This is a genomic window from Methanobrevibacter sp. TLL-48-HuF1 (genome assembly GCF_023617305.1).
Lineage (GTDB): Archaea > Methanobacteriota > Methanobacteria > Methanobacteriales > Methanobacteriaceae > Methanocatella > Methanocatella intestini.
Map to the genome: position 1 here is coordinate 177,503 of NZ_CP081485.1, position 20,601 is coordinate 198,103.

Below are 20,601 nucleotides of genomic sequence, written 5' to 3' on the forward strand. Positions count from 1 at the left end.
ATGAATCTATTCAGACTCATTTAATTCCTTAATTTTCTTATCAAAATCATTTAACTTATTCGCCAATCCTGAATAATATGGAATATAAACTTTTGAGAATGTTATTCTATCCGGATTTTGATTAACTTCACTAATTCTTTCTTTGACTTTTTCTATTTTCCTTTCAACTTCATCATACATTAAATCTCCTGGGAATTCGCCAATAAATATTCCGTCAGCTCCATTTTCAAGAGCATGCTTAATATGACGAGGCCTTACACGGTTTACAGAAAGTACTTTAATAATATGAATAGATTCAGGATAGGATAACCTGTTAACTCCAATATTATCTGCTGCAGTATAACCTATATTATCAAGGAAAACTAAAATCATACGTTCTCCAGGTGCTTTTTTAGCTAATACCCCATCAATTGTAGCTTTTATCTTTTCATCAATATTACCATTAACTGTAATCGCAAACTGCTTACATCCGACTAAACATTTTCCACATCCAGTACAGCTCATTGGGTCAATGTAGATTTTATCATCCTGAATGCTCATTGATTTGAATTTACAGCGTTCAACACATTCACCGCAAACAATACATTTTTCTTCGTCAATTTCTGCAATGAAGGGTTCAATTTCTATTCCACCATAGTTATATTCAGCTACTTTAGATGCAGCTGCAGTAGCTTGCATAATTGATTCTGTAATATCTTTTGGGTCCTGTGCAGTTCCACAAACAAAAGTTCCCTGAATATCAGTTGTTACAGGTTTGATTTTTGGATGTGCCTCTTTAATGAATTCATCTTCAGTAGTTCCGACATTCAGGATTTTTGCAATCTCCTTAGTACCTTCAGAAGGTTCCATAGCTGTAGATAATACAACCATATCTGCTTCAATTTCTGAAAATTCCCTTTTGAGAGTGTCTTCAACACGAACAATAAAGTTACCATTTCTTTTAACAACTTCTCCAGGTCTTCCACGTATGAATCTTACTCCATTGGCCTGAGTATGTTTATAATACTTTTCATACATACTTGGAGTTCTCATATCTGTATAACAGATAACAACATCTGTTTCAGGATGTTTGTGTTTTATAATATTTGCATTTTTCAAAGCAACACTGCAGCATACTTTGGAACAATACAAATGTCCGTCCGGTTTTTCATCTCTGGATCCAACACACTGTATCATGACCACTCTTTTTGGAACCTCCCCATTTGATTTTACTAATTTACCTTTAGTCGGACCGTTTACTCCTGTAATACGGCCTAATTCACTTTGAGTTATAACATCGTCGTATCTTGAATATCCATATTCTGGTCTTAAGTCCGGATCAAAGAGTTTGTGTCCAGTAGCTATAATAATAGAACCTACAGAAACAGGAATCTTTTCAGGTTTTACTTTAAAACGAATAGCATTCATACTGCATTGTCTTTTACAATCTCCACATCTGTCACAATGTTCCATATCTACAACATATGCTTCAGGATAGGACTGTCCAAAAGGACGATAAATAGCTTTTCTATTAGATAATCCGTCATTCCAATCATCGGGAACTTCCACTTCACAAACTTCCGCACAGTTTCCGCATGCTATACATTTTTCTGTATCTACATATCTTGGAGATTTCTCAACAATCAGATTATAAGTTCCTGCTCTTCTTTCTGCTTCAACGACCTTTGCATTTGTTATAATCTCAATATTTTCATTCCAAACAACTTCATTCAATATAGGATTTAACAGACACATTCCACATTCTTCAGCTATTTTTACAGGAGAGAAAACTTTTCCTATTTTAGCCATGTGTCCTCCGATAGATGGAGACTGCTCTATAATAGTTACTTTTGTTCCCTGTTTAGCCAGTGATAAAGCTGCATTCATACCCGCTATTCCACCACCAATCACTGCTACTTCACTTGGTGTTTGACAGTAAATCGGATTAACGGCATCTGATTTTTTTACTTTTTCTATAGAAGCATTAATAAGAGTTATAGCTTTTTTAGTTGCTTTATCATTATCTTTATGAACCCATGAACATTGTTCACGAATATTTGCCATGTCCATCAAATAAGGATTTAACGGTTGAACATAATCCTGAAAAGTTTTTTCATGACTTATTGGAGAACATGCTGCAATTACAACACGGTCCAAATGATGTTCAAAAATTGCATCCCTAATGATTTTTCTTCCATTTAAAGAACATAAATTTACAAACTGTTCTACAACTTCCACATTTAGCGAATCTTTAACTTTTTGAATATCTACAGTATCTGAAATATTTCCTCCGCATTCACAGATGAAAACTCCCACTTTTAAATCTTCAGACATTAGTCAACCTCCCTTAAATCCTTAATGACTGAATCTACTGGTACAGTATGTGCTTTTACACCTATAACCTTATTAAAGTCACCACCCATTGCAATAGCCACAAACTGAGCTATATTTAAATGAATAGTATTAAATTCTTCACCACATTTTTCAGATATTAAGTTCTGATATCTGTCAAACTGAACATGACAATTAGGACATAAATGAACTAAAATTTCCACTCCGTCATCTTTTATTGAGTGCAATTTATCTTCAGTTACCTCCATAGAAATGTCTTTATTGGAGTATCTCTGTCTAAATCCGCTTCCACAGGTTTGACGTTTATGATCATACCATCCAATTGTTTTACATCCGCATGCTTCTATTATGTCATCAATGATATTAGGATCCCTAACTCCACCTATTGTATCATCATAATGAACTTTACAATAATGGCAGCCATGATGAGTAGCTATTGTATAATCACTTAAGTCATATTTAATATTTTTAGAGATTTCATCACGTTTGCTATATAAGATATCCACTACATGAAAAATATTTTTAGATGAATCAACATCACCCTTTTCATATTTTAGATTTTTCAAATCTGATTTATCAAAAACGTCATTTACCTTATCTCTAACATTATCTTTTTTATTTAAAATATTAGCTACTTTTTTATTAATTGCATAGCATGTTGCACACATCATTACTAAATTTGGCCTATCTAAATTACCGGCTACTTTAAAGTTACGTGCTCCAATAGCTGTTGTTGTAAACTGGTCAAAAACATCAGAGTAATGTCCAAGACCTGTACAGCAGGTTTGTTTATCTGAAATCTCATAATCTATGCCAATTTTATCAAAAACAAATTTGGTAGATGATTCTATTCCAGGATATTCAACACTTACAAGACAACTTTTAAACAAAAGAATATTTTTATCAGGAACCTGTTTCATCATTACCCTCCTTTGATTTTCTTATTTTATCCATTCTATCTTTAAAGCCTGTGTTAGTTAAAATTAAAGAAACTTCATCAACAACTTCCTGAGGTGGTGAAACAGGACCTAAACCTAATTCATCTCTAATTTCATTTAAATGCTGTCTAAAGTCCCACCAGCCTTCTACATCTTCGCTGATTTCTTCATAAAAATTAGATGGGATTGCACCAATAGCTGCATTAAAGTAGCTATCTGCAAATCCTAAATAATCATATAACTGTTCATATGCAATTCCTTTTGATATGGCAAATTGCTTAATAATCTGATTAACTTCACAGACACTGTTTCCAACAGGACATGTGCTATGACATGTATAACAATAAAAGCATTTCCATAAATCTTCATCTTCCAGAAGCGTTTCATCTCCTTCAAAGACTCTCTCCATTATTTCACGAGGATTATAATTAGAATGACGTGCTGCAGGACATGTTGAGGTACACATTCCACACTGAACACATTTTAAAACACCTTCATCTTTTGAACTTTTAATATCTTCTTTTATAGCTTCAGCAAAATCAAGAGGTGTTTCATTGATTTTTTGAGTATGCATATTTCATAACCTCAATTATAATTTAAATTCCTGATTTTTAATCATTTTCTTCAATTTTAAAGATAATTTATTAGCTCTTAAGGCATCTGACTGCCTGCAAATAATTGGAACATTATGTTTTTTGCCTTCTATTTCCAAATCAACATTACCCGCATCCATTGTAAAGCTATTGTTTTTACAATAATGTACACACATTCCACAACCAAAACACTTAGATAAATCCAGTTTTTTATTTTTAAAAGCATTTGTCGGACATACTTCCTCAACTGTACAAATATCACAATTACAGTTATCTGAGACATATTTTGGTCTTAGCTCATGGTTATCCCACATTGCACCATAGTTAGTTTGTGTTAAAGGTAAATGACGGCCTTTAATATCAGCTACAGTTAACGGAATATCACTATTTTTAATTAATAAATTATTGTATATTTCTTCGTTTAAAACTGGAATTGGAATAGCCAGTGTATCATAAACTTCTCCGCCTTCACCTGTTTTAAATCCTCCAACATAATTTGCTTCCATATCTTTAAGATTTCCTGAAACCATTAAATTTGGTTTTTCAGGTGAACTTCTTGTTCCTTGCCCTAAAACAATAGCTTCAGCACCATTTAATAATACTCTAGTTCCATTCCCAATTATTAAATTATTTGGATCATTTTGAAGTGGATTTAAATCTCCACATCCTGAAAATGTCAATCCTTTCAAGTTTCCTTCCAGAGGAATAGCTGAAAATATTGATGAAACAGGTTCAGCAGATGGATTTACAAATGCAGTGTAATTCTTAAACGCCATACGTGTTCCAATCATTTGTGCCCTTGTAATTTCATCAATGTTTGTTGTTGATTCTATAATATCTCCATTAATTGCTTCAACTTTAACATCAATATCTTTTCCTTCAAGAATATCTTTCAGTAAGAATCCTCCACCATATGATGGGTCTTCTAGTGATTTTGAAGTTCCATGAAGAATTAAATCTACAGAACCTAACCATTCATTAGGACATGGGCCGATATTTGCAGGAACACCATTTAAATAAATGTTTTTTGCCCTCATAAATACTCCTGGCTTTGATACTGTAAAGTTAAAGATAGCTGCAGTACCGCTCATAACTCCACATGTTCCAGTAGTTACTACATCCACTTCTTCAAAGTCTGGAGCATTGTCTTCTTTTATAAGTTTTTTAAACTCTTCTGCTGTGTATATGTTGGCTTCATTATTTTCAATTTTTTTATTAATCTGGTCAATTGTTCTCTCTTTCAAATTAAATACCTTCTTTTAAACTTTCCTACGGTTTAAATTTTTCCTACGGTATCTCCTCTCAAACCTCTTCTTAAGGTTTCAAGGGAAGTAATATCATCAGTTGACACATTACCTAAATTAACATCATTTCCAAGTTTTAAAATGAAAAATACTTGCTGGTCTTTGTTTGGAGCTTCCCAAAGGATTTTATTTCCATCGAAATTATCTAAAATATAATCTATTTCATCTTCTTTTGCATTTCCTGATTTATCATAAATTCCAATGTTTTTTCCACCTTCTCTTGCTTCTACAATGATTAATGATGACCCAGATTCCAATTCATTTTGCATATAATCTATTCTTTCATCTAAAGACAGTTCCTTATCTAATCCAGGATCTTTTTTACCCACTTCAGACAATACTTCAAAACCGTCTTTTTTAGCTGATTCTATACATTCTAATTTTTTATCATGAGATATTGTTGTTGACCCGTCAGATACTTCAATAGCCTCAAAACCTAAGTCATGAGCTTCCTGAAAAAATTCTTCTAATTTATCATTCATATATGCTAATTCAAAAAGAGTTCCGCCAGTATATGGAGTTATGTTATGAGATTTATACATAGCAACCTTATCTTTGATTATATCCTGTTCATGTACAATTGATGTTCCCCATCCAAATTTTAAGTAATCTACATAATCTCCAGAGATATTCATTAAACTTTCAGCAGTTTCCAATCCTAAACCTTTGTCTAGAACCATTGTTATACCTTTTTTTCTTGGTTTTTCTTCTCTTTTTTTAAGTAAAAAATTAAAAGATTTCAATATATCACATCTGTTATAATTTTTATTTATTAGTTTAATAGTATATTAACTTACATACTTTTTAACTTATTCACTAACAATAGTTATAAAAGAAAATAATTAAATAAAATACTATTATGGAATTCCAACATATTGATTTAAATCAGACCCATATCAGATTAACAACTGATTTAAAAAACAGTAACCTGAAAAATTACATATTAAAACTAAGAAAAGAACTGGAACATCATATAGCTAAAAATAAAGATTTTCAATTATCTCTAGAACCTGTCAGTCCTGGTGAAGAGAATTTAAGTGAAATAATAAAAAGAATGTATACTGCTTCCAGTTACTGTGATGTAGGTCCTATGGCCTGTGTTGCAGGATGCATATCTGAAATGTCTCTTGATTATTTAATTTCCAAAAAATCAGAATATTCTATTGTTGAAAATGGAGGAGACATAGCTATTATAAACAGTAAACAAGCAGTATGTGGCATTTACTCAAATAACCCCATATTAGGAAATAAAATTGGATTTAAATTAAAAGCAAGAAAAACACCTCTTGGAATCTGCACATCATCAGGTAAAATTGGACACTCAATAAGCTTTGGTCAATCAGACAGTGTTACAGTACTAAGTAAAAAGGCATCAATAGCTGACGGACTGGCTACCAGAATAGCTAATGAAGTTGTTGGACAAAATAGTGAAGATAAAGTATCAAATGCTCTTGAAGCTAGTGAAAACTATAAAGAGTTATTTGATGGAGTTTTAATTATTTCTCAGGATAATGTAGGAACTGTTGGAAAACTGCCAAAAATTGTTGAAACTGAAGAATTTAATGTTAAGATGTGAAATATATGAACCTCGGAATTATTGGATATGGAAATATTGGAGAGCTTATCAGTCAAAACATAATCAATCATGATTTTTATAATTTAAATAAACTCTACATTGCAAATAGAACACTTTCTAAAATAAATCACCTGAAAGATACTGACCCCCACATATCAGTTACAGATGATAATACAGAAGTTGCAAGAAACTGCGAAAAAATAATAATTTCAGTAAAAACCTCCGATTTGATAAATGTTTTAGAGCAAATAAAACCACACCTAAATAAAGATACTCAAATTATACATACCTGTGCAGGAATAGATTTAAAATTTGAAGATAACGGTTTAAGCTGTGTCATTCCAACAATATCATCAACATACGATAAAAACAATCCCAAAAAAGGTGTTTCCATTATTATGCATGATGAAAATGTTTCTGCGGAAAATAAAGATTTTGTTGAAGACCTATTTTCAAAATTCAGCCATATAAAAGTTGTTGACAATACTCTTGATTTGGAAATAGCTACAATAGCTGCCAGCTGTATGCCTGCATTTATAGCTCTTAGTTTAGACCTTTTTGCAAACAAACTTGAAGAGAGATGCAATCTGTCAAAAGAAGAAACGTTTAAAATACTTGCGGAAACATTAAACAGTACAACATACATATTAAATGAGGATATTTACTCACCTGATGAATTAATTAACAAAGTTGCAACAAAAAACGGAATAACACAAAAAGGATTGGATGTTTTAGATGAAGACTTACCTGCCATTTATAAAAGGTTAATATGTAACTTATTATAGTCAATGCAATATTTAAATAAGATTAATGATAATATAATATAAATAATTAAAAACTAATTATTTATTTCATTTAAATAATTTACTTAAACTCTTAATTAATTATATAATTATAGATAATAGGTCAGATACATATGTACAAAGATGAAATGATACAATTACATCAATTTTTAGTTTATATTTTAAAATATTTAGCAGAAAACGATCAAATAAAAAACGATTGTAGCGAATACATATCCCTTAAAATAAGCCCTCACCACATCCATAAAACAAAAGCAGAACACAAACATGCTATTTTTGTTCTCTGTAAAATAATTGCACAGGTAATAAACGAAAAAGATAAAAATTCAATACCGGACAATGTATGTAACTCTTTAGCAGATCTTGTTAAAAGGTCTCAAAATGATATAAAAATGGATTAAATCCCATTTTCTTCTTTTTTTAAATTCAAATATTTTTAATACTATTACTTACCATAATACTAATTAATCAAAAAAATCCAAAGTGATTAATATGAAAAGTACTAGTAAAATGCTCTGTTTAGTTGACGGAGAACATTACCTTCCTGTCACCCAAGAATCAATCGATGTTTTAAATAACTTAGAACATATCGACATAGTAGCTGCTGTTTTCATTGGAGGAACTGAAAAATTAAGAGATGACTCTGAAGAATCATATTCTGAAGTTTTAGGTGTTCCAGTGCAATTTGCAAAAAATGATGATATTCCCTATGACATTATTGTAGAAATGATTAAAAAATATGATGTAGATGCTGTGATGGATTTAAGTGATGAACCTATCCTGGATTATCCTAAACGATTTAAAATAGCTTGTAAAACACTTGCACAAGGGGTAAGTTATCAGGGTCCTGATTTTAAATTTGATCCAGTTACACAATATGAAATAATGGAAAAACCTTCAATAAAAATAATCGGAACTGGAAAAAGAATAGGAAAAACAGCAGTTTCAGGATTTGTATCCAGATTAATTGATAAAAACGGATATGAACCATGTGTAATAGCCATGGGAAGAGGCGGACCTCAAGAACCGGAAATAGTTCACGGAGAACAGCTTGAAATAACCCCTGAATTTTTATTGGAACAGTCTGAAAAAGGAGTTCATGCAGCTAGTGATCACTGGGAAGATGCTTTAATGAGCAGAATCTTAACAATAGGCTGCAGACGTTGTGGAGGTGGAATGGCAGGTGAAGTCTTTTTAACCAATATGAAAAAAGGAGCGAAATTAGCTAATCAGGTAGATTCTAAATTTGCTATATTTGAAGGTAGTGGAGCAGCAATTCCTCCAATTAAAACAGATAAAAATATTGTACTTATCGGTGCAAATCAACCATTAAACAATATTATAGATTATTTTGGACCTTATAGAATTGGTCTTGGTGATTTAATTATTTTAACAATGTGTGAAGAACCAATGTGCAATGAAGAAAAAAGAGAATACATTGAACACTTTATAAAAGAAATAAATCCAAAAGCAAAAGTAATCTCAACTGTATTTAGACCAAAACCGTTAGCAGATATTTCCGGTAAAAAAGTGCTGTTTGCTACAACTGCTCCAAAAAGTATTGAACATGAATTAGTTGACTATCTGGAAACCAATTATAACTGTGAAATCGTTGGAACCACCCCACACTTATCCAACAGACCTCTTTTGAAAAAAGACATAGAAAAACACATGGATGAAGCAGATATAATGCTTACTGAACTTAAAGCAGCTGCTGTTGATGTAGCTACTAAAGACTCAATAAAAGCTGGTTTAGATGTGGTATACTGTGACAATATACCAGTTCCAATAAATTACAAATATCCTGATTTATCCAAATCTGTTTTAGAAATAGTTGATGAAGCTATCAAAGATTTTAATAAAGATTAATTTCTTTATTTTTTACTTTTTTTACAACTAAATTTATAACCTCTTTAATACAATATATTAATACTAAAATAATTGAGGAAATGAAATGAAAAAAGATAAGAAGAAACTTATCGTCATACTGTTAATAATTGTTGTTATCCTACTTTTAACACTAATAACATTAATGACTAATTTTGGAAAGGAATCCAGTGAAATAAATATTATAAGCAAGGATACTTTAAAAAATGGAGACACAATTTCAATTACACTAAAAGATTCAAATGGAAATCCCATATCTGATCAAAAAGTAGATATAATAATTGAAAATGAAAAGAATCAACAAGTAACAACTGATGAAATGGGCAATGGCGTGCTACAACTTAACAGAATCAGTGACGGACAATACACTGTAAAAGTCATTTACAACGGAAACGACAAATATTCCAAAAGTGAAACTACACAATCATTAACAATATCTGACCAAACCACATCATTAAGTAATAGTGAAAGTAGTTCCAGCGATAAAACTGAAAACATAATGAGTGAAGACGGATATTCGTATAAAACTGGATATGGACCTGATTATGATTGTTTAGGAGTTAGTCGTGAAGAAGCAGCTGCTAAAGGATGGCACTATATTCCAGGTATGGATGATGAAGGAAATGATATGGGAGCATATGTTCCATATGATTATAATGCAGGATGTTACCATACATAAAAATTTAAGATTTAAAAAAAATAAAGCTCAGGAATTAGAATAATCCTGAGTCTTTTAATGCTTGTTCAAATTTATTAGCTACTTTATCGAATTTTTCTTTAATAATAATTGTTACAATCAATGTTCCAATAATCATTCCAATCATTGCATAAACACCAGTGAAAAATGTTGGCCAATAAACACCAAGTAATGCATTTCTAAGTAAAGCTATAGCATGAGTCATAGGTAAATATGGACTTAATGCTTGGAAAAAGTCATTCATTACATATACCGGATAAATACCATTTGTTGTAGATATTTGAAGTACCAATATAATAATAGCTAATGCTTTACCACCATTACCAAATAATGACAGCAATGAATAAATAAATGTCATAAATGCTAATGTTATTAAATAAACACATCCTATGAACAGTCCAGGATTAGAGACTTCAATTCCTAACCAGAATGCACCAATTATTGTTACTGTTGATTGCAATAATCCTATTACTAAAAATAATCCCATTCTACCGAAATAAAGTTCTAATGGTTTGTATAATGATTCACCTAAGTATCTTGCTTTAATCAATGCAATTGAAATTACACAACCAACCCATATTGAAAGTACTATGTAAAACGGAGATACTTCTGAACCGTAATTATCTACAGGATTTATTTTTTCTTTTGTAACTTCAGTTGGGGAGTAGAAATAGTTATCTACACCACTTGAATTCATATAAGATAATTGTGATAAGCTTGATTGAGGTGTTGTTTGACCCATTACTGATAATTGGTTAAATGCTACACTGTTTACAGTTTGAATAACCTCATCATTTATTTTACTTTGTATCTGATTTACTGCATTGTTACTCATTCTTGAAGCAACAGGATTTGTTTTTTCATTTATTAAATATGTTAATTCTGCTTGTTTTGGATTTTGATCATTGATTGATAATAAATTTGAGGAGAAATTCTCAGGTATTATTATAGCAGCATAATACGTTCCATTTTCCACCCCGTCCCGGGCATCATCCTCGTCTACAAAATCCCATGCAAAATCATCATTGTCTTCCAATTTATCAATTACCTTATCTCCAAAGTTATATGAAGCATTGTTATATGTTGCGTTTTGATCATTGTTTACTACTGCAAAATCCAAATTATCTGTATTTCCATAAGGATCCCAGCATGCATCAATATTTAAAAGTGCATATAAGGATGGTAAAATAATAATTGCTATTATTGTAATAACAACAGCAGGATTTTTAAAGATTGCTTTTGAATCCTTTTTCATTATATGAAATATTTTATCTATTGACATTAGTTCCACCGTTTTAGTTGGTTATACCGTTAATAAATATATCTAAAAAATCATCAAGATATTTATTAGTATCATCATTGGAAACTTTTGATTCGAATTTCCAGAATATTATTCCTTCAACAATTACACTAAACACAGTTAATGCTGCTGCTGAAGGATTGATTTTACGTATTTTTCCTTTATCAATCTGTTCCTGGAAAATATTGGTCAGATTTTTAAGAACTTCATCTGAAAATTTTGAAAACATTTTTTCTTCTTCAGGACTGGACATTAGCTCATCTAAAGCTATTTTAATAATGTCCATATTATTATCTAAAAAATTTACAAGTTTCCACCATGTATTCTTTAATAATGATTCCAAATCTGTATCTTCGTAATTAGTGAAAATATCACTTATTTTCTCTAGGAAATAATCTGAATAATAAATCTTAGCTATTTTTAAAAGATTATCTTTAGATTTAAACTTTCTAAAAACAGTAACTTCACTAACTTCAGCTTTTTTAGCTATTTTTTTAGTTGTTGTGCCGTTCATCCCTTTCTTATCTAAAAGAAATATTGTTGCATCAACAATTTTTTGTTCTGTTTTATCTAGTTCAATTTCCATAATGTAAGTAAGTGCTTACTTACATATAAATGTTTAGTTTTTACACTTTAAAAAAATAGCTATAAATAATACTAAAGGAATAATTAAAATTAATGATAACTATAGCTGTTGGAGTTGGAGAAAATAAAAACATCTTAGAAGCCTGTGATATTTTTAAAACACAAAAACCAGATGTCAATATGGAATTAATCGAAAATGACGAAAAACTTGCCAAAAGTATTTCAGACAAAAATATAAATGCAACAATAAGAGGCTCACTATCTGCATCTAATGTTTTAAAACAACTAAAAGAAAGTTATCCCAAAATATCAAGAGCCACCTACATCAATGGCGAAGGTCATGAATTTTTAATAAGCTCTGTCGGCATTGATGAGGGAAACACATTAGAAGAAAAGCTTAATATAGCTATTCATTGTATAAATTTCATGAAAAAACTTGAAAAAACTCCTAAAATAGCTACACTTTCATATGCAAGACCTGGAGATTACGGCAGAAGCAAAGAAATTAACCAGTCACTGGATGATACTGAAAAGCTCAGCAAATTAATTGAAAAGCATACAAATCAAAAAATTGAAAACCAGTGTGTATTAATTGACCAGGCTATAAAAAATAAATGTAACATACTAATAGCTCCAAATGGAATTGTAGGAAATACTATTTTTAGAACCCTTGTTTTATTAAACTCATGGCCAAGCTTTGGAGCAATAACATTTGGTATTAATGAAATATACATTGACACCAGCCGTGATCAAAGTACAGAAGGTTATTTACGCAGCTTAGAATTAGCATATAAATTGGCCAAACTTTAAAAGCATTAAATAATATATATTTATTAATAGACAATTATTTACTTCAGGTAGTTATTATGGGTGAAAATTTTATTTATAAAATATATGAATGGTATATTTCCAGAAATTTAGAATCCTCCAAAATGCCTAAACATGTTGCAATCATCATGGATGGTAACAGACGTTATTCTAAGATTCAGGGAAATATGGATGTTGTAACAGGACATGAAATTGGAGTAGACACTCTAGAAAAAGTTTTAGACTGGACAATAGAACTTGGAATTGAAATAGTAACAGCATATGCATTCTCAACAGAAAATTTTAACAGACCAGAACATGAAGTAGAAGGACTGATGAATTTATTCTTTAAAAACTTTAAAAGACTTGTTGATCATGAAAAAATCCATAAAAACGAAGTAAAAGTCAAAGTAGTAGGAAGAATCGATTTATTACCTGATAATGTAAAAGAAGCTATTAACGATGCCGAAGAAGCAACTAAACATTATAACAAAAGACAACTTAATTTAGCTATTGGATATGACGGTCGTTTAGAAATTGTAGATTCAGTTAAAAAAATCATCAAAGATGTTGAAAAAGGATTAATAACAGTTGATGATGTTGATGAAGATTTAATAAGTAAAAACCTTTATACTGCAGGATTAGATGATCCTAATCTAATCATCAGAACAAGCGGAGAAGAAAGATTAAGCGGATTCTTACTATGGCAATCCTCATACTCTGAATTATACTTCTGTGAAAGTTTATGGCCAGAACTTAGGAAAGTAGATTTCTTAAGAGCTATCAGATCATACCAAGAAAGAGAACGTAGATTTGGAGTATAAAAAATATGATAGATACACATTGCCACATAGATTTTGAAGATTATGACAGCGACAGAACAGATGTAATCAAAAGAGCAAAAGAAAAGCTGGATGCAGTAATTGACTCTGGAACAAGCCTTGAAGGCAATCAAACTGTATTAAATTTATCAAAAGAAAATGAAGGATTTATTTATCCAACTTTCGGATTTCATCCTGTAACTTCACAGAAATGTACAAATGAAGAACTGCACGAAGCTCAAAAACATTTAATTGATAATATTAATGATATTGTAGCTATTGGTGAAGTAGGAATGGACTTTTTTTATGTAAAAGATAAATCCTTAAGAGCAAGACAAAAAGAAATATTTACTAGCTTTATTGAAATAGCTAATGACTATAAAGTCCCATTGCTTATGCATGTTCGTGACTGTGAGAAAAAAGCACTGAATATTATTAACGAATACGAAGACCTGCCATATGTAGTGTTTCACTGCTTTAGCGGAAGTTTAAAAACAGCTAAAAGAATAATGGAACATGACAACTATTATATGAGCTTTTCCACAATGCTTTGTTACTCACAAAGACATCAGGAATTAATAAAAGACATTAAATTGGATCATGTTTTAACTGAAACCGACAGCCCGTATCTGGCTATGACAAAAGAAGAAAGAAACGAACCAGCTAATGTTATTAAAGCTTGTGAAAAAATAGCTGAAATTAAAGAAATGGATTTAAACACTGTTGATGAAATAACAACCAACAATGCAAAAAGAGTATTTAATATCTAATCTTTTAACAGAAGATTTAGATTTAATACACTAAATCCCTTATCTATTTCTGTATAAATCACCAAATTAAATTTATCCAAATCCTTTAAAAGAGCATCTAATTTTTCAAAAGGAATATCTACAGCATTTAAATAAACATCAAAATCCTTCTGACCGAATCTTACTGGTTTTCTACAAAACAGCTTAAATTCATAAAGATATAATTCAATTCTGTCTCCCAAATCTTCCAAATTTCCTTTTCCGTTTAACAGAAAGTCAATAATATCATTCTGTAAAATTTTACCTTCATTATCCATATCTATCTGAAGACTTTCCATTTCTTTCAGCTCATTTAAAAGCTCATCTTTTTCATCCTGACTATACATAAAGATTAATTATTTTTAATAATATTTAAACCCATACCACATTTGCTGTTGTAAAAACATAATTATTGGAAAATACAGGATTATATAGTTTATTTGTGGAATTTGTTGTGTTAAAACTTATAGCTATTGATTTTCTTAAATTATAATTAATCCTATCACCAATTGAATCTAATTCTTTTTTATTATAATCCTGACTTGCTTTTGCATAGACTTTAAATTGTATTTTCTGTTTTCCATAGTTTTTATCAATTCCCGATGAATTATAACTAATATTCAAAACACTTACACTGTAAGGATGTTTTAAACCGTCCATATTATCATATTCATTAAATGTTTCCTTTGGATATATGGCACTTGATGATGATGCAACACCTTCACTAACACCTGATTTAGCAGCAGCCATAGCTATGTTAAGTTCGTTTTCATTACCTATCAAAAATGCTGAAATCATCAAAACAGTTATTAATGACCCGATCAACAGTAAATATTCCCCGCTAAGCTGGCCTTTTTCATCATTCATAATATCACAATCTCCCCTTCTCGATTTTCGATTAAATAAGTCCGTCTGCTGTATAACTCATAATTTCTACTAATATCAATTGGCAAAATAGCTACTTCACCTTTTTTATTTGAGTATTCAATTGTTAATTTGCTTTTTTCAACTGTAATCTTATAAGAATACTCTTTTTGAGGCAGCGAAACTTTTTTAGAAAAACCGTCACCATTTGAGTTAACCTGATTTATACAATTAGCTAAATTATCTAAAATCAGTCTATGGTTAAAAGTTGATTCAATATTTTTATTTGATTCCAAATTTGATTGAGCGTAAAACAATAATGATGTAGCTATTAATAATATTATAAAAATAGAAAAAATGGCTTCTATTGATATAAATCCTTTTTCGTTCATATTTTTTAATTATCTTAAGAATTAATAAACTTTGTTTAAATTAAAGTGAAATATTGGTGTTAAATTCTTTTTTAGTTTCATAATCATTAAATAGAAGTTAAATCAAAAAATTGTATTATGAAAGGTAAAGTAATCTTTATTGGAGCAGGTCCTGGTGACCCGGATTTAGTAACTGTTAAAGGAAGAAATGTTATTGAAAAAGCCGATGTTATTGTTTATGCTGGTTCTTTAGTTAACAAAGAAGTTTTAAATCCTAGAAAAAAAGAATGTGTTGTTTACAATAGTGCTGTATTAAATTTAGACGAAACAACTGAAATCTGTCGCGAAGCAACTTCTAAAGGACAGTTAGTAGCCAGAGTTCATACTGGAGATCCTTCCATTTATGGAGCTATCGGTGAGCAAATAAGAGAGCTGCAAAAATATGATATTGAATATGATATTATTCCTGGAGTAAGTTCCCTATTTGGTACAGCCAGTGTACTTGAAACAGAATTGACATTACCTGAAATTTCACAAACAGTTATTATTACACGTCCGGAAGGCAGAACTCCAAAACCACGTAGTGAAAGCATTTCCAGCTTATCAAAACATCATGCAACTATGTGTATCTTTTTAGGAATTGGTATGATTGATAAAGTTGTTGATGAATTGCTGGTCGGATACAATGAAGACACTCCGATAGCTGTTGTAAAAAAAGCAACCTGGAATGACCAGGAAATAATTAGAGGGACCTTAAAGGATATTGCACAAAAAGTAAAAGATGCCAATATTACAAAGACTGCAATGATTGTAGTAGGAGATGTGTTAAACCCTGGAGATTTCACACCTTCTAAGCTATATGATCCAAACTTTAAACATGAATATAGATAATTTTTAACTATATTCCTCTTTTATATTATTCATTAATTTAAGTTTACTGAAAGCTACATCTTTGCTGGCTCTTCTTAACCCGCAATCAGGATCTAAAATTATATTTTCCTTTCCAAGAATTTCAACACCTTTAGCTACAAGATTTTCAATTTTTTCTTTAGAATCCACTTCATTTATAGAAGTATCAAGACAGCCAAAGCCTATTTTTTTATTTTTGACTAAAGATGCATTTTCCTCTAAAATTTTAATGTTAGTATCATTTCCTGCAAATTCACAGTCCAGAATATCAATATTGAATTTAATCAAATCTTTAAAAACACTGTCTAAATTACCGCAAACATGCATAGCTAATGGAACAGTGAGATTTTCTCCAATTATATCAATAGCTTCACTTGCTACTTTTAAATCCACAAGCCCTGTAGATAAAAATGGCTCATCAACCTGAATGTAAACCGGATTAATCTTTTTTTCAATAGCTTCCACTTCATATTTAAGACTTCTGGCCAAATCTAAAATTGCATCTTCCTTATGTTTATAAAAAGACTCAATTCGTGATGAATAAACAATTGTAGAAGGACCAGTTATAATTCCCTTAATTCCTTTACCTTTAGGAATATTTCCATTAAAATAATCATTCATAACTTTTTTAGCATATTTTAAATCATTAATAGAAATTTCTTTTGTAGGCTGTCTGATTTTAGAAGTAATAACTGTATTATTTCCCTCCAGCATCATTCCAGGAATAAAATTAGTAAAAGTAGAAACCATATCTCCACGAACCTGACCATCAGAAATAATATCTACACCGGCATCAAGTTGTGAGATTACAGTTTGTTTTATAGACTGTTTAAATGAATCATAAGCCCCAAATACTTTTAATATTTTGTCTTTTGTAGTGGTTGGAGATTTTATTTCAGCTGGGAAACTACCAACAACAGTAGAAATCATAAAATCATCTATTTAATATTTAATTTTCTTATCTTTTCAATTTCACCTATATCAACAGGCAATTCTACAACTGCAGTACCATAACATGGTTTAGTATATGGAATAAGTACAGTTCCTTTTATTGAATCAACTCCAATAGGAATTGGAGTTATACCAATGACACGAGATCCTAAAATTTCTTCTCCAGCATTAACATAAATGATTTCTGGAGATTTATATCTGATAAGTCTTGCACAATCTTTAAAACCAGCCTGTGATGCTAAAATTTCATAATTATCAGATTGTTGAAGATAGGTATCTAAACAAAAAGACATATTACTACAACTCCTTCAATGCTTTATCTAAATTAACTTTAAGTGGATTTGGATTATGGAATGCTCTTACAGAAATTACTTTTGCATCCGTATTTTCACTAACTGTTTCTGTATATTCCTTTAATAACTCAGAATCTTTTTCAAATACAAGTGCAATAGATTTAGTTTGTAAAAGTTGATAAAAAGTTACAAAATAAGATGCGGCTGCATCTTTATGTACAAATCCCAGTAATAAATCATATTCCCCTTCCTGAATATTAGCTAAACAATCATCCAAATCAATCATTTCATGAATATAATATTTTTCCGGATCAGAAACTTTAACTAATTTTGAAGCTGCAGGATTAGCAGCTATTGTTACATCATAACCTTTTTCGGCCAATTTATAAGCTGCATAAATTGACATAGGTGTTTGTGACGGGGTTTCTGGACACCCCAATAATATTAATGCTTTCATCTTTTCAACCTCTTTAAATATTCTTATTAGTTCTTGATTTAAGTGTGACAACATTAGCTAATATTAATGCTCCTAAGAATATAAATGAAAGTAATGCTAGCCCGTTAATAGACCTATTAAACACAAACATACCAATTAATGCTTGTGAAATAAATGCAGTTAATGCACCAGTCAATAATACTTCCTTACCTAAGTATTTTTTATTATTATGTTCTCTTTTTTCTCTATACATGGTTAATATTTTTAAACCAATAATAATAGTTCCTAAAACAAAAACTATTAATCCAACAAGCCCCAAATAACCAAAGTCAAATCCATATCCGAAAATACCTGGAAGCATATAATCAATTGTATCTTTTTGATTTACAAGGACTCCACAGAATAGTGGAAACGGCAAACCAAAGAATATGATTAATTGCATAGGTAAAGTAATATATCCTTCAGCAAATGCAGTTCCTTCAGTACCCCAGAAAGAAGCTGCACCATCATGTCCAATTAACTGAATGTTATTTAATACCATTTTAATACTGGATGAAGAGTATTGTTCAATTCTTCCTAATCTTAATAATGGAGAGAAAATAGTCATTCCAGTTATTCTAGCTATTATTTCAAGTCCGCAGAAACCTGCAACAGCTGCTCCAAAAAACATTAAAATTCTTTTAAGCGTAAAAACTGATTTTTCTCTGAAAGATTTGGATATTATGATGTATCCTACAAATAAACCTAATATCCATAAGATTAAGAAAGATCTGTGCATTAATCCACCAAAAAGGGTAATGCCTGCAAGGAATAATAAAACAACTTTTCTAAGAGGTCTTACATCCACTCCCGAATTCTTCATCACCTTCAGCGATGCAAATGCAGAAACAATAGCCATTAAAGCAATTGGCCCAAATGGATGTGTAAATTCATTCTGACTAGATGAAATAATTAATAAAAGAATATCTGCTCCAAAAAGAAGTGTGAAACCACCAGCTAAAAAGAGAGATAAAAATGTTACAACACTAAGTGACAATGGAATTAAATTAAGACAAAAAACCAATGTAACAAATAACATTGCCCCTACTTCTAAGATTAGTTGTAAATGATTCTGAGCTATTAACATCATAATTTAATCACAATTTTAAAATTTATTTTTTGAAAATTTATAAATGGACTGACCGGGATTTGAACCCGGGGCCTCCGCCATGCCAAGGCGACGATCTACCATCTGAGCTACCAGCCCATAATAATAAAAACTAAATATATTATATAATATTTAGTTATTTTAATATAAAAAACTATTTACTCCCATTACCTAAATCATAAATATTATCAATAATAATCTGGAATAAATCATCAGTTTTAAAATCTATTTTTTCATGAGGATTAACAATAAAAGCCAAAGCTTTTTGTATAATCTCATCAATATCATTAGACCTAAACATTAAACCCTGATCTATATAATACTGATCTACAGCTAATGTTTTACCAGGATAACATGAAATAACAGGAGTTTGCAATATTGCTGCTTCCCGATTCATAGTTCCACCAGCTCCAATTACCAAATCCGCTTTTTTCATTAAACTTGAAGTATCGACGGGAGGTTCCAAAATAGTAACATTGTCAATACCTTCAAAGATTTCTGCTTGTGCTTTAAATCTTGGCAATATCAATATATTAGCATATTCTTTTAATACATCAACAATTGGAGATAAAACTGATTTATGACAATCTGCATCTAAATAAGATGCTAAAGATGGTTCAGGCCTCATTAAAATAGTTTTTGGATATTTTAATTTAAGATCCAAATCATCGAAAATATTGTCATTATATTCAAAGCTCTTAAAATGCATCAATTCGGAAGTTCCATTATATGGTATGATGCTGTTAGGATCTGCTCCAAACTGCATCAGTTTCCAGATGTCAATTTTATTTGGTGTGATAATCCTGTTGCATAATGGAAGAGTTAATTTGTTCGCAGCCAATGCATGTTCATTATCTAAAACATATAAACTTGGAATTCCTAAACCAAATGCTATTCTCGGAAGTTCAATAGAATGTTTGCTAAGTGCAACATCCACCTTTTCATTATTAATAACATCTACAAGTTCATAAACACGTGAAGTACTTTCCTTAAGCTTATCATATAAACTTACCCCATGTTTTCCAACAGAAATAAAATCTATATCATACATATTCATTAGTTTATGAATATCCCCGAAGTCTCTAGCTGTAATTATTAAATCTTCTCCTTCAGATTCCAAGTATTTAATGACATCCTTAAAGAATCTTACATGAGGTGCATTTGAAATATCAATCCAAATTTTCAACGAAATCACCTTAA

At 30.6% G+C, this 20,601-nt stretch carries 24 protein-coding genes and 1 tRNA gene; 9 read left to right on the top strand and 16 right to left on the bottom strand.

Annotated features, from left to right (window positions below; all coding sequences use genetic code 11):
• Positions 1-6: 6 nt before the first annotated feature.
• Genes hdrA through comA form a run of 5 tightly spaced genes read right to left on the bottom strand, consistent with a single transcriptional unit; the run spans position 7 to position 5,909 of the window.
• Positions 7-2,313: a ferredoxin:CoB-CoM heterodisulfide reductase subunit HdrA gene (gene hdrA, locus K4897_RS00840; RefSeq protein WP_250416245.1), complete on the bottom strand. Its 2,307-nt coding sequence runs from the start codon at positions 2,311-2,313 to the stop codon at positions 7-9.
• Positions 2,313-3,254, bottom strand: coding sequence for a ferredoxin:CoB-CoM heterodisulfide reductase subunit HdrB (gene hdrB / locus K4897_RS00845; RefSeq protein ID WP_094516450.1), 942 nt, complete (start codon positions 3,252-3,254; stop codon positions 2,313-2,315). The genes hdrA and hdrB overlap by 1 nt, the downstream gene beginning before the upstream one ends.
• Positions 3,235-3,843: a ferredoxin:CoB-CoM heterodisulfide reductase subunit HdrC gene (gene hdrC / locus K4897_RS00850; protein ID WP_019266135.1), complete on the bottom strand. Its 609-nt coding sequence runs from the start codon at positions 3,841-3,843 to the stop codon at positions 3,235-3,237. Before hdrC ends, hdrB begins: the two co-directional genes overlap by 20 nt.
• 15 nt (positions 3,844-3,858) lie before the next feature.
• Positions 3,859-5,106, bottom strand: a complete 1,248-nt coding sequence (locus K4897_RS00855; RefSeq protein ID WP_019266136.1) for a methanogenesis marker 16 metalloprotein — start codon at positions 5,104-5,106, stop codon at positions 3,859-3,861.
• A gap of 32 nt (positions 5,107-5,138) precedes the next feature.
• Positions 5,139-5,909 (bottom strand): phosphosulfolactate synthase, encoded by a 771-nt coding sequence (gene comA / locus K4897_RS00860; RefSeq protein WP_019266137.1) that lies wholly within the window; start codon positions 5,907-5,909, stop codon positions 5,139-5,141.
• A 116-nt stretch (positions 5,910-6,025) separates the two neighbouring features.
• On the opposite strand from comA, the gene K4897_RS00865 reads away from it, so the two are divergent.
• The 5 genes from K4897_RS00865 to K4897_RS00885 all read left to right on the top strand — a co-directional run bounded on the left by K4897_RS00865 (position 6,026) and on the right by K4897_RS00885 (position 10,111).
• Positions 6,026-6,742: a UPF0280 family protein gene (locus K4897_RS00865; protein WP_019266138.1), complete on the top strand. Its 717-nt coding sequence runs from the start codon at positions 6,026-6,028 to the stop codon at positions 6,740-6,742.
• 5 nt (positions 6,743-6,747) lie between these two features.
• A complete protein-coding gene (locus tag K4897_RS00870) occupies positions 6,748-7,527 on the top strand; it encodes a pyrroline-5-carboxylate reductase (protein ID WP_250416247.1) in 780 nt (259 codons plus the stop codon).
• 131 nt (positions 7,528-7,658) lie between these two features.
• Positions 7,659-7,946, top strand: coding sequence for a UPF0058 family protein (locus K4897_RS00875; protein WP_019264022.1), 288 nt, complete (start codon positions 7,659-7,661; stop codon positions 7,944-7,946).
• 91 nt (positions 7,947-8,037) lie between these two features.
• Positions 8,038-9,414: a 2,3-phosphoglycerate synthetase gene (locus tag K4897_RS00880; protein WP_019266140.1), complete on the top strand. Its 1,377-nt coding sequence runs from the start codon at positions 8,038-8,040 to the stop codon at positions 9,412-9,414.
• A gap of 85 nt (positions 9,415-9,499) precedes the next feature.
• Entirely contained in the window at positions 9,500-10,111 is a 612-nt protein-coding gene (locus K4897_RS00885) for an Ig-like domain-containing protein (RefSeq protein WP_094516446.1), read from the top strand.
• A gap of 34 nt (positions 10,112-10,145) precedes the next feature.
• On the opposite strand, the gene K4897_RS00890 is transcribed toward K4897_RS00885, so the two are convergent.
• Positions 10,146-11,411 carry a YhgE/Pip domain-containing protein gene (locus K4897_RS00890; RefSeq protein WP_250416249.1) on the bottom strand — a complete coding sequence of 422 codons (1,266 nt, stop codon included), beginning with the start codon at positions 11,409-11,411 and terminating at the stop codon, positions 10,146-10,148.
• A 13-nt stretch (positions 11,412-11,424) separates the two neighbouring features.
• Positions 11,425-12,015 (bottom strand): TetR/AcrR family transcriptional regulator, encoded by a 591-nt coding sequence (locus K4897_RS00895; RefSeq protein WP_094516444.1) that lies wholly within the window; start codon positions 12,013-12,015, stop codon positions 11,425-11,427.
• 92 nt (positions 12,016-12,107) lie between these two features.
• Between K4897_RS00895 and mtxX the strand changes: the two genes are divergently transcribed.
• The 3 genes from mtxX to K4897_RS00910 are packed head-to-tail and all read left to right on the top strand — an operon-like array spanning position 12,108 to position 14,412.
• Positions 12,108-12,824 carry a methanogenesis marker protein Mmp4/MtxX gene (mtxX, locus tag K4897_RS00900; RefSeq protein WP_094516443.1) on the top strand — a complete coding sequence of 239 codons (717 nt, stop codon included), beginning with the start codon at positions 12,108-12,110 and terminating at the stop codon, positions 12,822-12,824.
• Between the two features lie 56 nt (positions 12,825-12,880).
• The gene (gene uppS / locus K4897_RS00905) at positions 12,881-13,645 is read left to right on the top strand and encodes a polyprenyl diphosphate synthase (RefSeq protein WP_094516442.1); all 765 of its coding nucleotides are present in this window, start codon (positions 12,881-12,883) and stop codon (positions 13,643-13,645) included.
• Between the two features lie 5 nt (positions 13,646-13,650).
• Entirely contained in the window at positions 13,651-14,412 is a 762-nt protein-coding gene (locus K4897_RS00910; RefSeq protein WP_019264029.1) for a TatD family hydrolase, read from the top strand.
• Here the strand turns inward: K4897_RS00910 and K4897_RS00915 are convergent.
• Genes K4897_RS00915 through K4897_RS00925 form a run of 3 tightly spaced genes read right to left on the bottom strand, consistent with a single transcriptional unit; the run spans position 14,409 to position 15,686 of the window.
• Positions 14,409-14,777, bottom strand: coding sequence for a hypothetical protein (locus tag K4897_RS00915; RefSeq protein WP_019264030.1), 369 nt, complete (start codon positions 14,775-14,777; stop codon positions 14,409-14,411). The genes K4897_RS00910 and K4897_RS00915 overlap by 4 nt on opposite strands.
• A gap of 25 nt (positions 14,778-14,802) precedes the next feature.
• Complete coding sequence (locus K4897_RS00920) at positions 14,803-15,297, bottom strand: hypothetical protein (protein WP_019265634.1); 495 nt, start codon at positions 15,295-15,297, stop codon at positions 14,803-14,805.
• Positions 15,294-15,686, bottom strand: a complete 393-nt coding sequence (locus K4897_RS00925; RefSeq protein ID WP_250416251.1) for a hypothetical protein — start codon at positions 15,684-15,686, stop codon at positions 15,294-15,296. Before K4897_RS00925 ends, K4897_RS00920 begins: the two co-directional genes overlap by 4 nt.
• 117 nt (positions 15,687-15,803) lie before the next feature.
• Here K4897_RS00925 and cobM point away from each other — a divergent pair, with 117 nt between their 5' ends.
• Complete coding sequence (gene cobM, locus K4897_RS00930) at positions 15,804-16,556, top strand: precorrin-4 C(11)-methyltransferase (RefSeq protein WP_019264033.1); 753 nt, start codon at positions 15,804-15,806, stop codon at positions 16,554-16,556.
• 3 nt (positions 16,557-16,559) lie between these two features.
• On the opposite strand, the gene K4897_RS00935 is transcribed toward cobM, so the two are convergent.
• The 6 genes from K4897_RS00935 to K4897_RS00960 all read right to left on the bottom strand — a co-directional run bounded on the left by K4897_RS00935 (position 16,560) and on the right by K4897_RS00960 (position 20,596).
• Positions 16,560-17,504, bottom strand: coding sequence for a methionine synthase (locus tag K4897_RS00935; RefSeq protein WP_019264034.1), 945 nt, complete (start codon positions 17,502-17,504; stop codon positions 16,560-16,562).
• Positions 17,505-17,512: 8 nt separating this feature from the next.
• Positions 17,513-17,818 carry a DUF1894 domain-containing protein gene (locus K4897_RS00940; protein WP_019264035.1) on the bottom strand — a complete coding sequence of 102 codons (306 nt, stop codon included), beginning with the start codon at positions 17,816-17,818 and terminating at the stop codon, positions 17,513-17,515.
• Positions 17,819-17,822: 4 nt separating this feature from the next.
• A complete protein-coding gene (locus K4897_RS00945) occupies positions 17,823-18,275 on the bottom strand; it encodes a DUF1890 domain-containing protein (RefSeq protein WP_019264036.1) in 453 nt (150 codons plus the stop codon).
• Between the two features lie 13 nt (positions 18,276-18,288).
• Complete coding sequence (locus tag K4897_RS00950; protein ID WP_019264037.1) at positions 18,289-19,383, bottom strand: hypothetical protein; 1,095 nt, start codon at positions 19,381-19,383, stop codon at positions 18,289-18,291.
• 44 nt (positions 19,384-19,427) lie between these two features.
• Positions 19,428-19,500, bottom strand: a tRNA-Ala gene (locus K4897_RS00955).
• Between the two features lie 55 nt (positions 19,501-19,555).
• Positions 19,556-20,596 carry a DUF354 domain-containing protein gene (locus tag K4897_RS00960; protein WP_019264038.1) on the bottom strand — a complete coding sequence of 347 codons (1,041 nt, stop codon included), beginning with the start codon at positions 20,594-20,596 and terminating at the stop codon, positions 19,556-19,558.
• Positions 20,597-20,601 lie beyond the last annotated feature (5 nt).

Excerpts from the sequence above, each read along its gene's own strand:
- mtxX (WP_094516443.1), top strand. The coding sequence starts at position 12,108 with ATGATAACTATAGCTGTTGGAGTTGGAGAAAATAAAAACATCTTAGAA.
- K4897_RS00910 (WP_019264029.1), top strand. The coding sequence starts at position 13,651 with ATGATAGATACACATTGCCACATAGATTTTGAAGATTATGACAGCGAC.
- K4897_RS00895 (WP_094516444.1), bottom strand. The coding sequence starts at position 12,015 with ATGGAAATTGAACTAGATAAAACAGAACAAAAAATTGTTGATGCAACA.
- K4897_RS00920 (WP_019265634.1), bottom strand. The coding sequence starts at position 15,297 with ATGAATGATGAAAAAGGCCAGCTTAGCGGGGAATATTTACTGTTGATC.
- cobM (WP_019264033.1), top strand. The coding sequence starts at position 15,804 with ATGAAAGGTAAAGTAATCTTTATTGGAGCAGGTCCTGGTGACCCGGAT.
- K4897_RS00865 (WP_019266138.1), top strand. The coding sequence starts at position 6,026 with ATGGAATTCCAACATATTGATTTAAATCAGACCCATATCAGATTAACA.
- K4897_RS00885 (WP_094516446.1), top strand. The coding sequence starts at position 9,500 with ATGAAAAAAGATAAGAAGAAACTTATCGTCATACTGTTAATAATTGTT.
- K4897_RS00870 (WP_250416247.1), top strand. The coding sequence starts at position 6,748 with ATGAACCTCGGAATTATTGGATATGGAAATATTGGAGAGCTTATCAGT.
- K4897_RS00945 (WP_019264036.1), bottom strand. The coding sequence starts at position 18,275 with ATGAAAGCATTAATATTATTGGGGTGTCCAGAAACCCCGTCACAAACA.
- K4897_RS00935 (WP_019264034.1), bottom strand. The coding sequence starts at position 17,504 with ATGATTTCTACTGTTGTTGGTAGTTTCCCAGCTGAAATAAAATCTCCA.
- K4897_RS00875 (WP_019264022.1), top strand. The coding sequence starts at position 7,659 with ATGTACAAAGATGAAATGATACAATTACATCAATTTTTAGTTTATATT.
- hdrA (WP_250416245.1), bottom strand. The coding sequence starts at position 2,313 with ATGTCTGAAGATTTAAAAGTGGGAGTTTTCATCTGTGAATGCGGAGGA.
- hdrC (WP_019266135.1), bottom strand. The coding sequence starts at position 3,843 with ATGCATACTCAAAAAATCAATGAAACACCTCTTGATTTTGCTGAAGCT.
- uppS (WP_094516442.1), top strand. The coding sequence starts at position 12,881 with ATGGGTGAAAATTTTATTTATAAAATATATGAATGGTATATTTCCAGA.
- K4897_RS00890 (WP_250416249.1), bottom strand. The coding sequence starts at position 11,411 with ATGTCAATAGATAAAATATTTCATATAATGAAAAAGGATTCAAAAGCA.
- K4897_RS00940 (WP_019264035.1), bottom strand. The coding sequence starts at position 17,818 with ATGTCTTTTTGTTTAGATACCTATCTTCAACAATCTGATAATTATGAA.
- K4897_RS00880 (WP_019266140.1), top strand. The coding sequence starts at position 8,038 with ATGAAAAGTACTAGTAAAATGCTCTGTTTAGTTGACGGAGAACATTAC.
- K4897_RS00925 (WP_250416251.1), bottom strand. The coding sequence starts at position 15,686 with ATGAACGAAAAAGGATTTATATCAATAGAAGCCATTTTTTCTATTTTT.
- K4897_RS00950 (WP_019264037.1), bottom strand. The coding sequence starts at position 19,383 with ATGATGTTAATAGCTCAGAATCATTTACAACTAATCTTAGAAGTAGGG.
- hdrB (WP_094516450.1), bottom strand. The coding sequence starts at position 3,254 with ATGATGAAACAGGTTCCTGATAAAAATATTCTTTTGTTTAAAAGTTGT.
- K4897_RS00915 (WP_019264030.1), bottom strand. The coding sequence starts at position 14,777 with ATGTATAGTCAGGATGAAAAAGATGAGCTTTTAAATGAGCTGAAAGAA.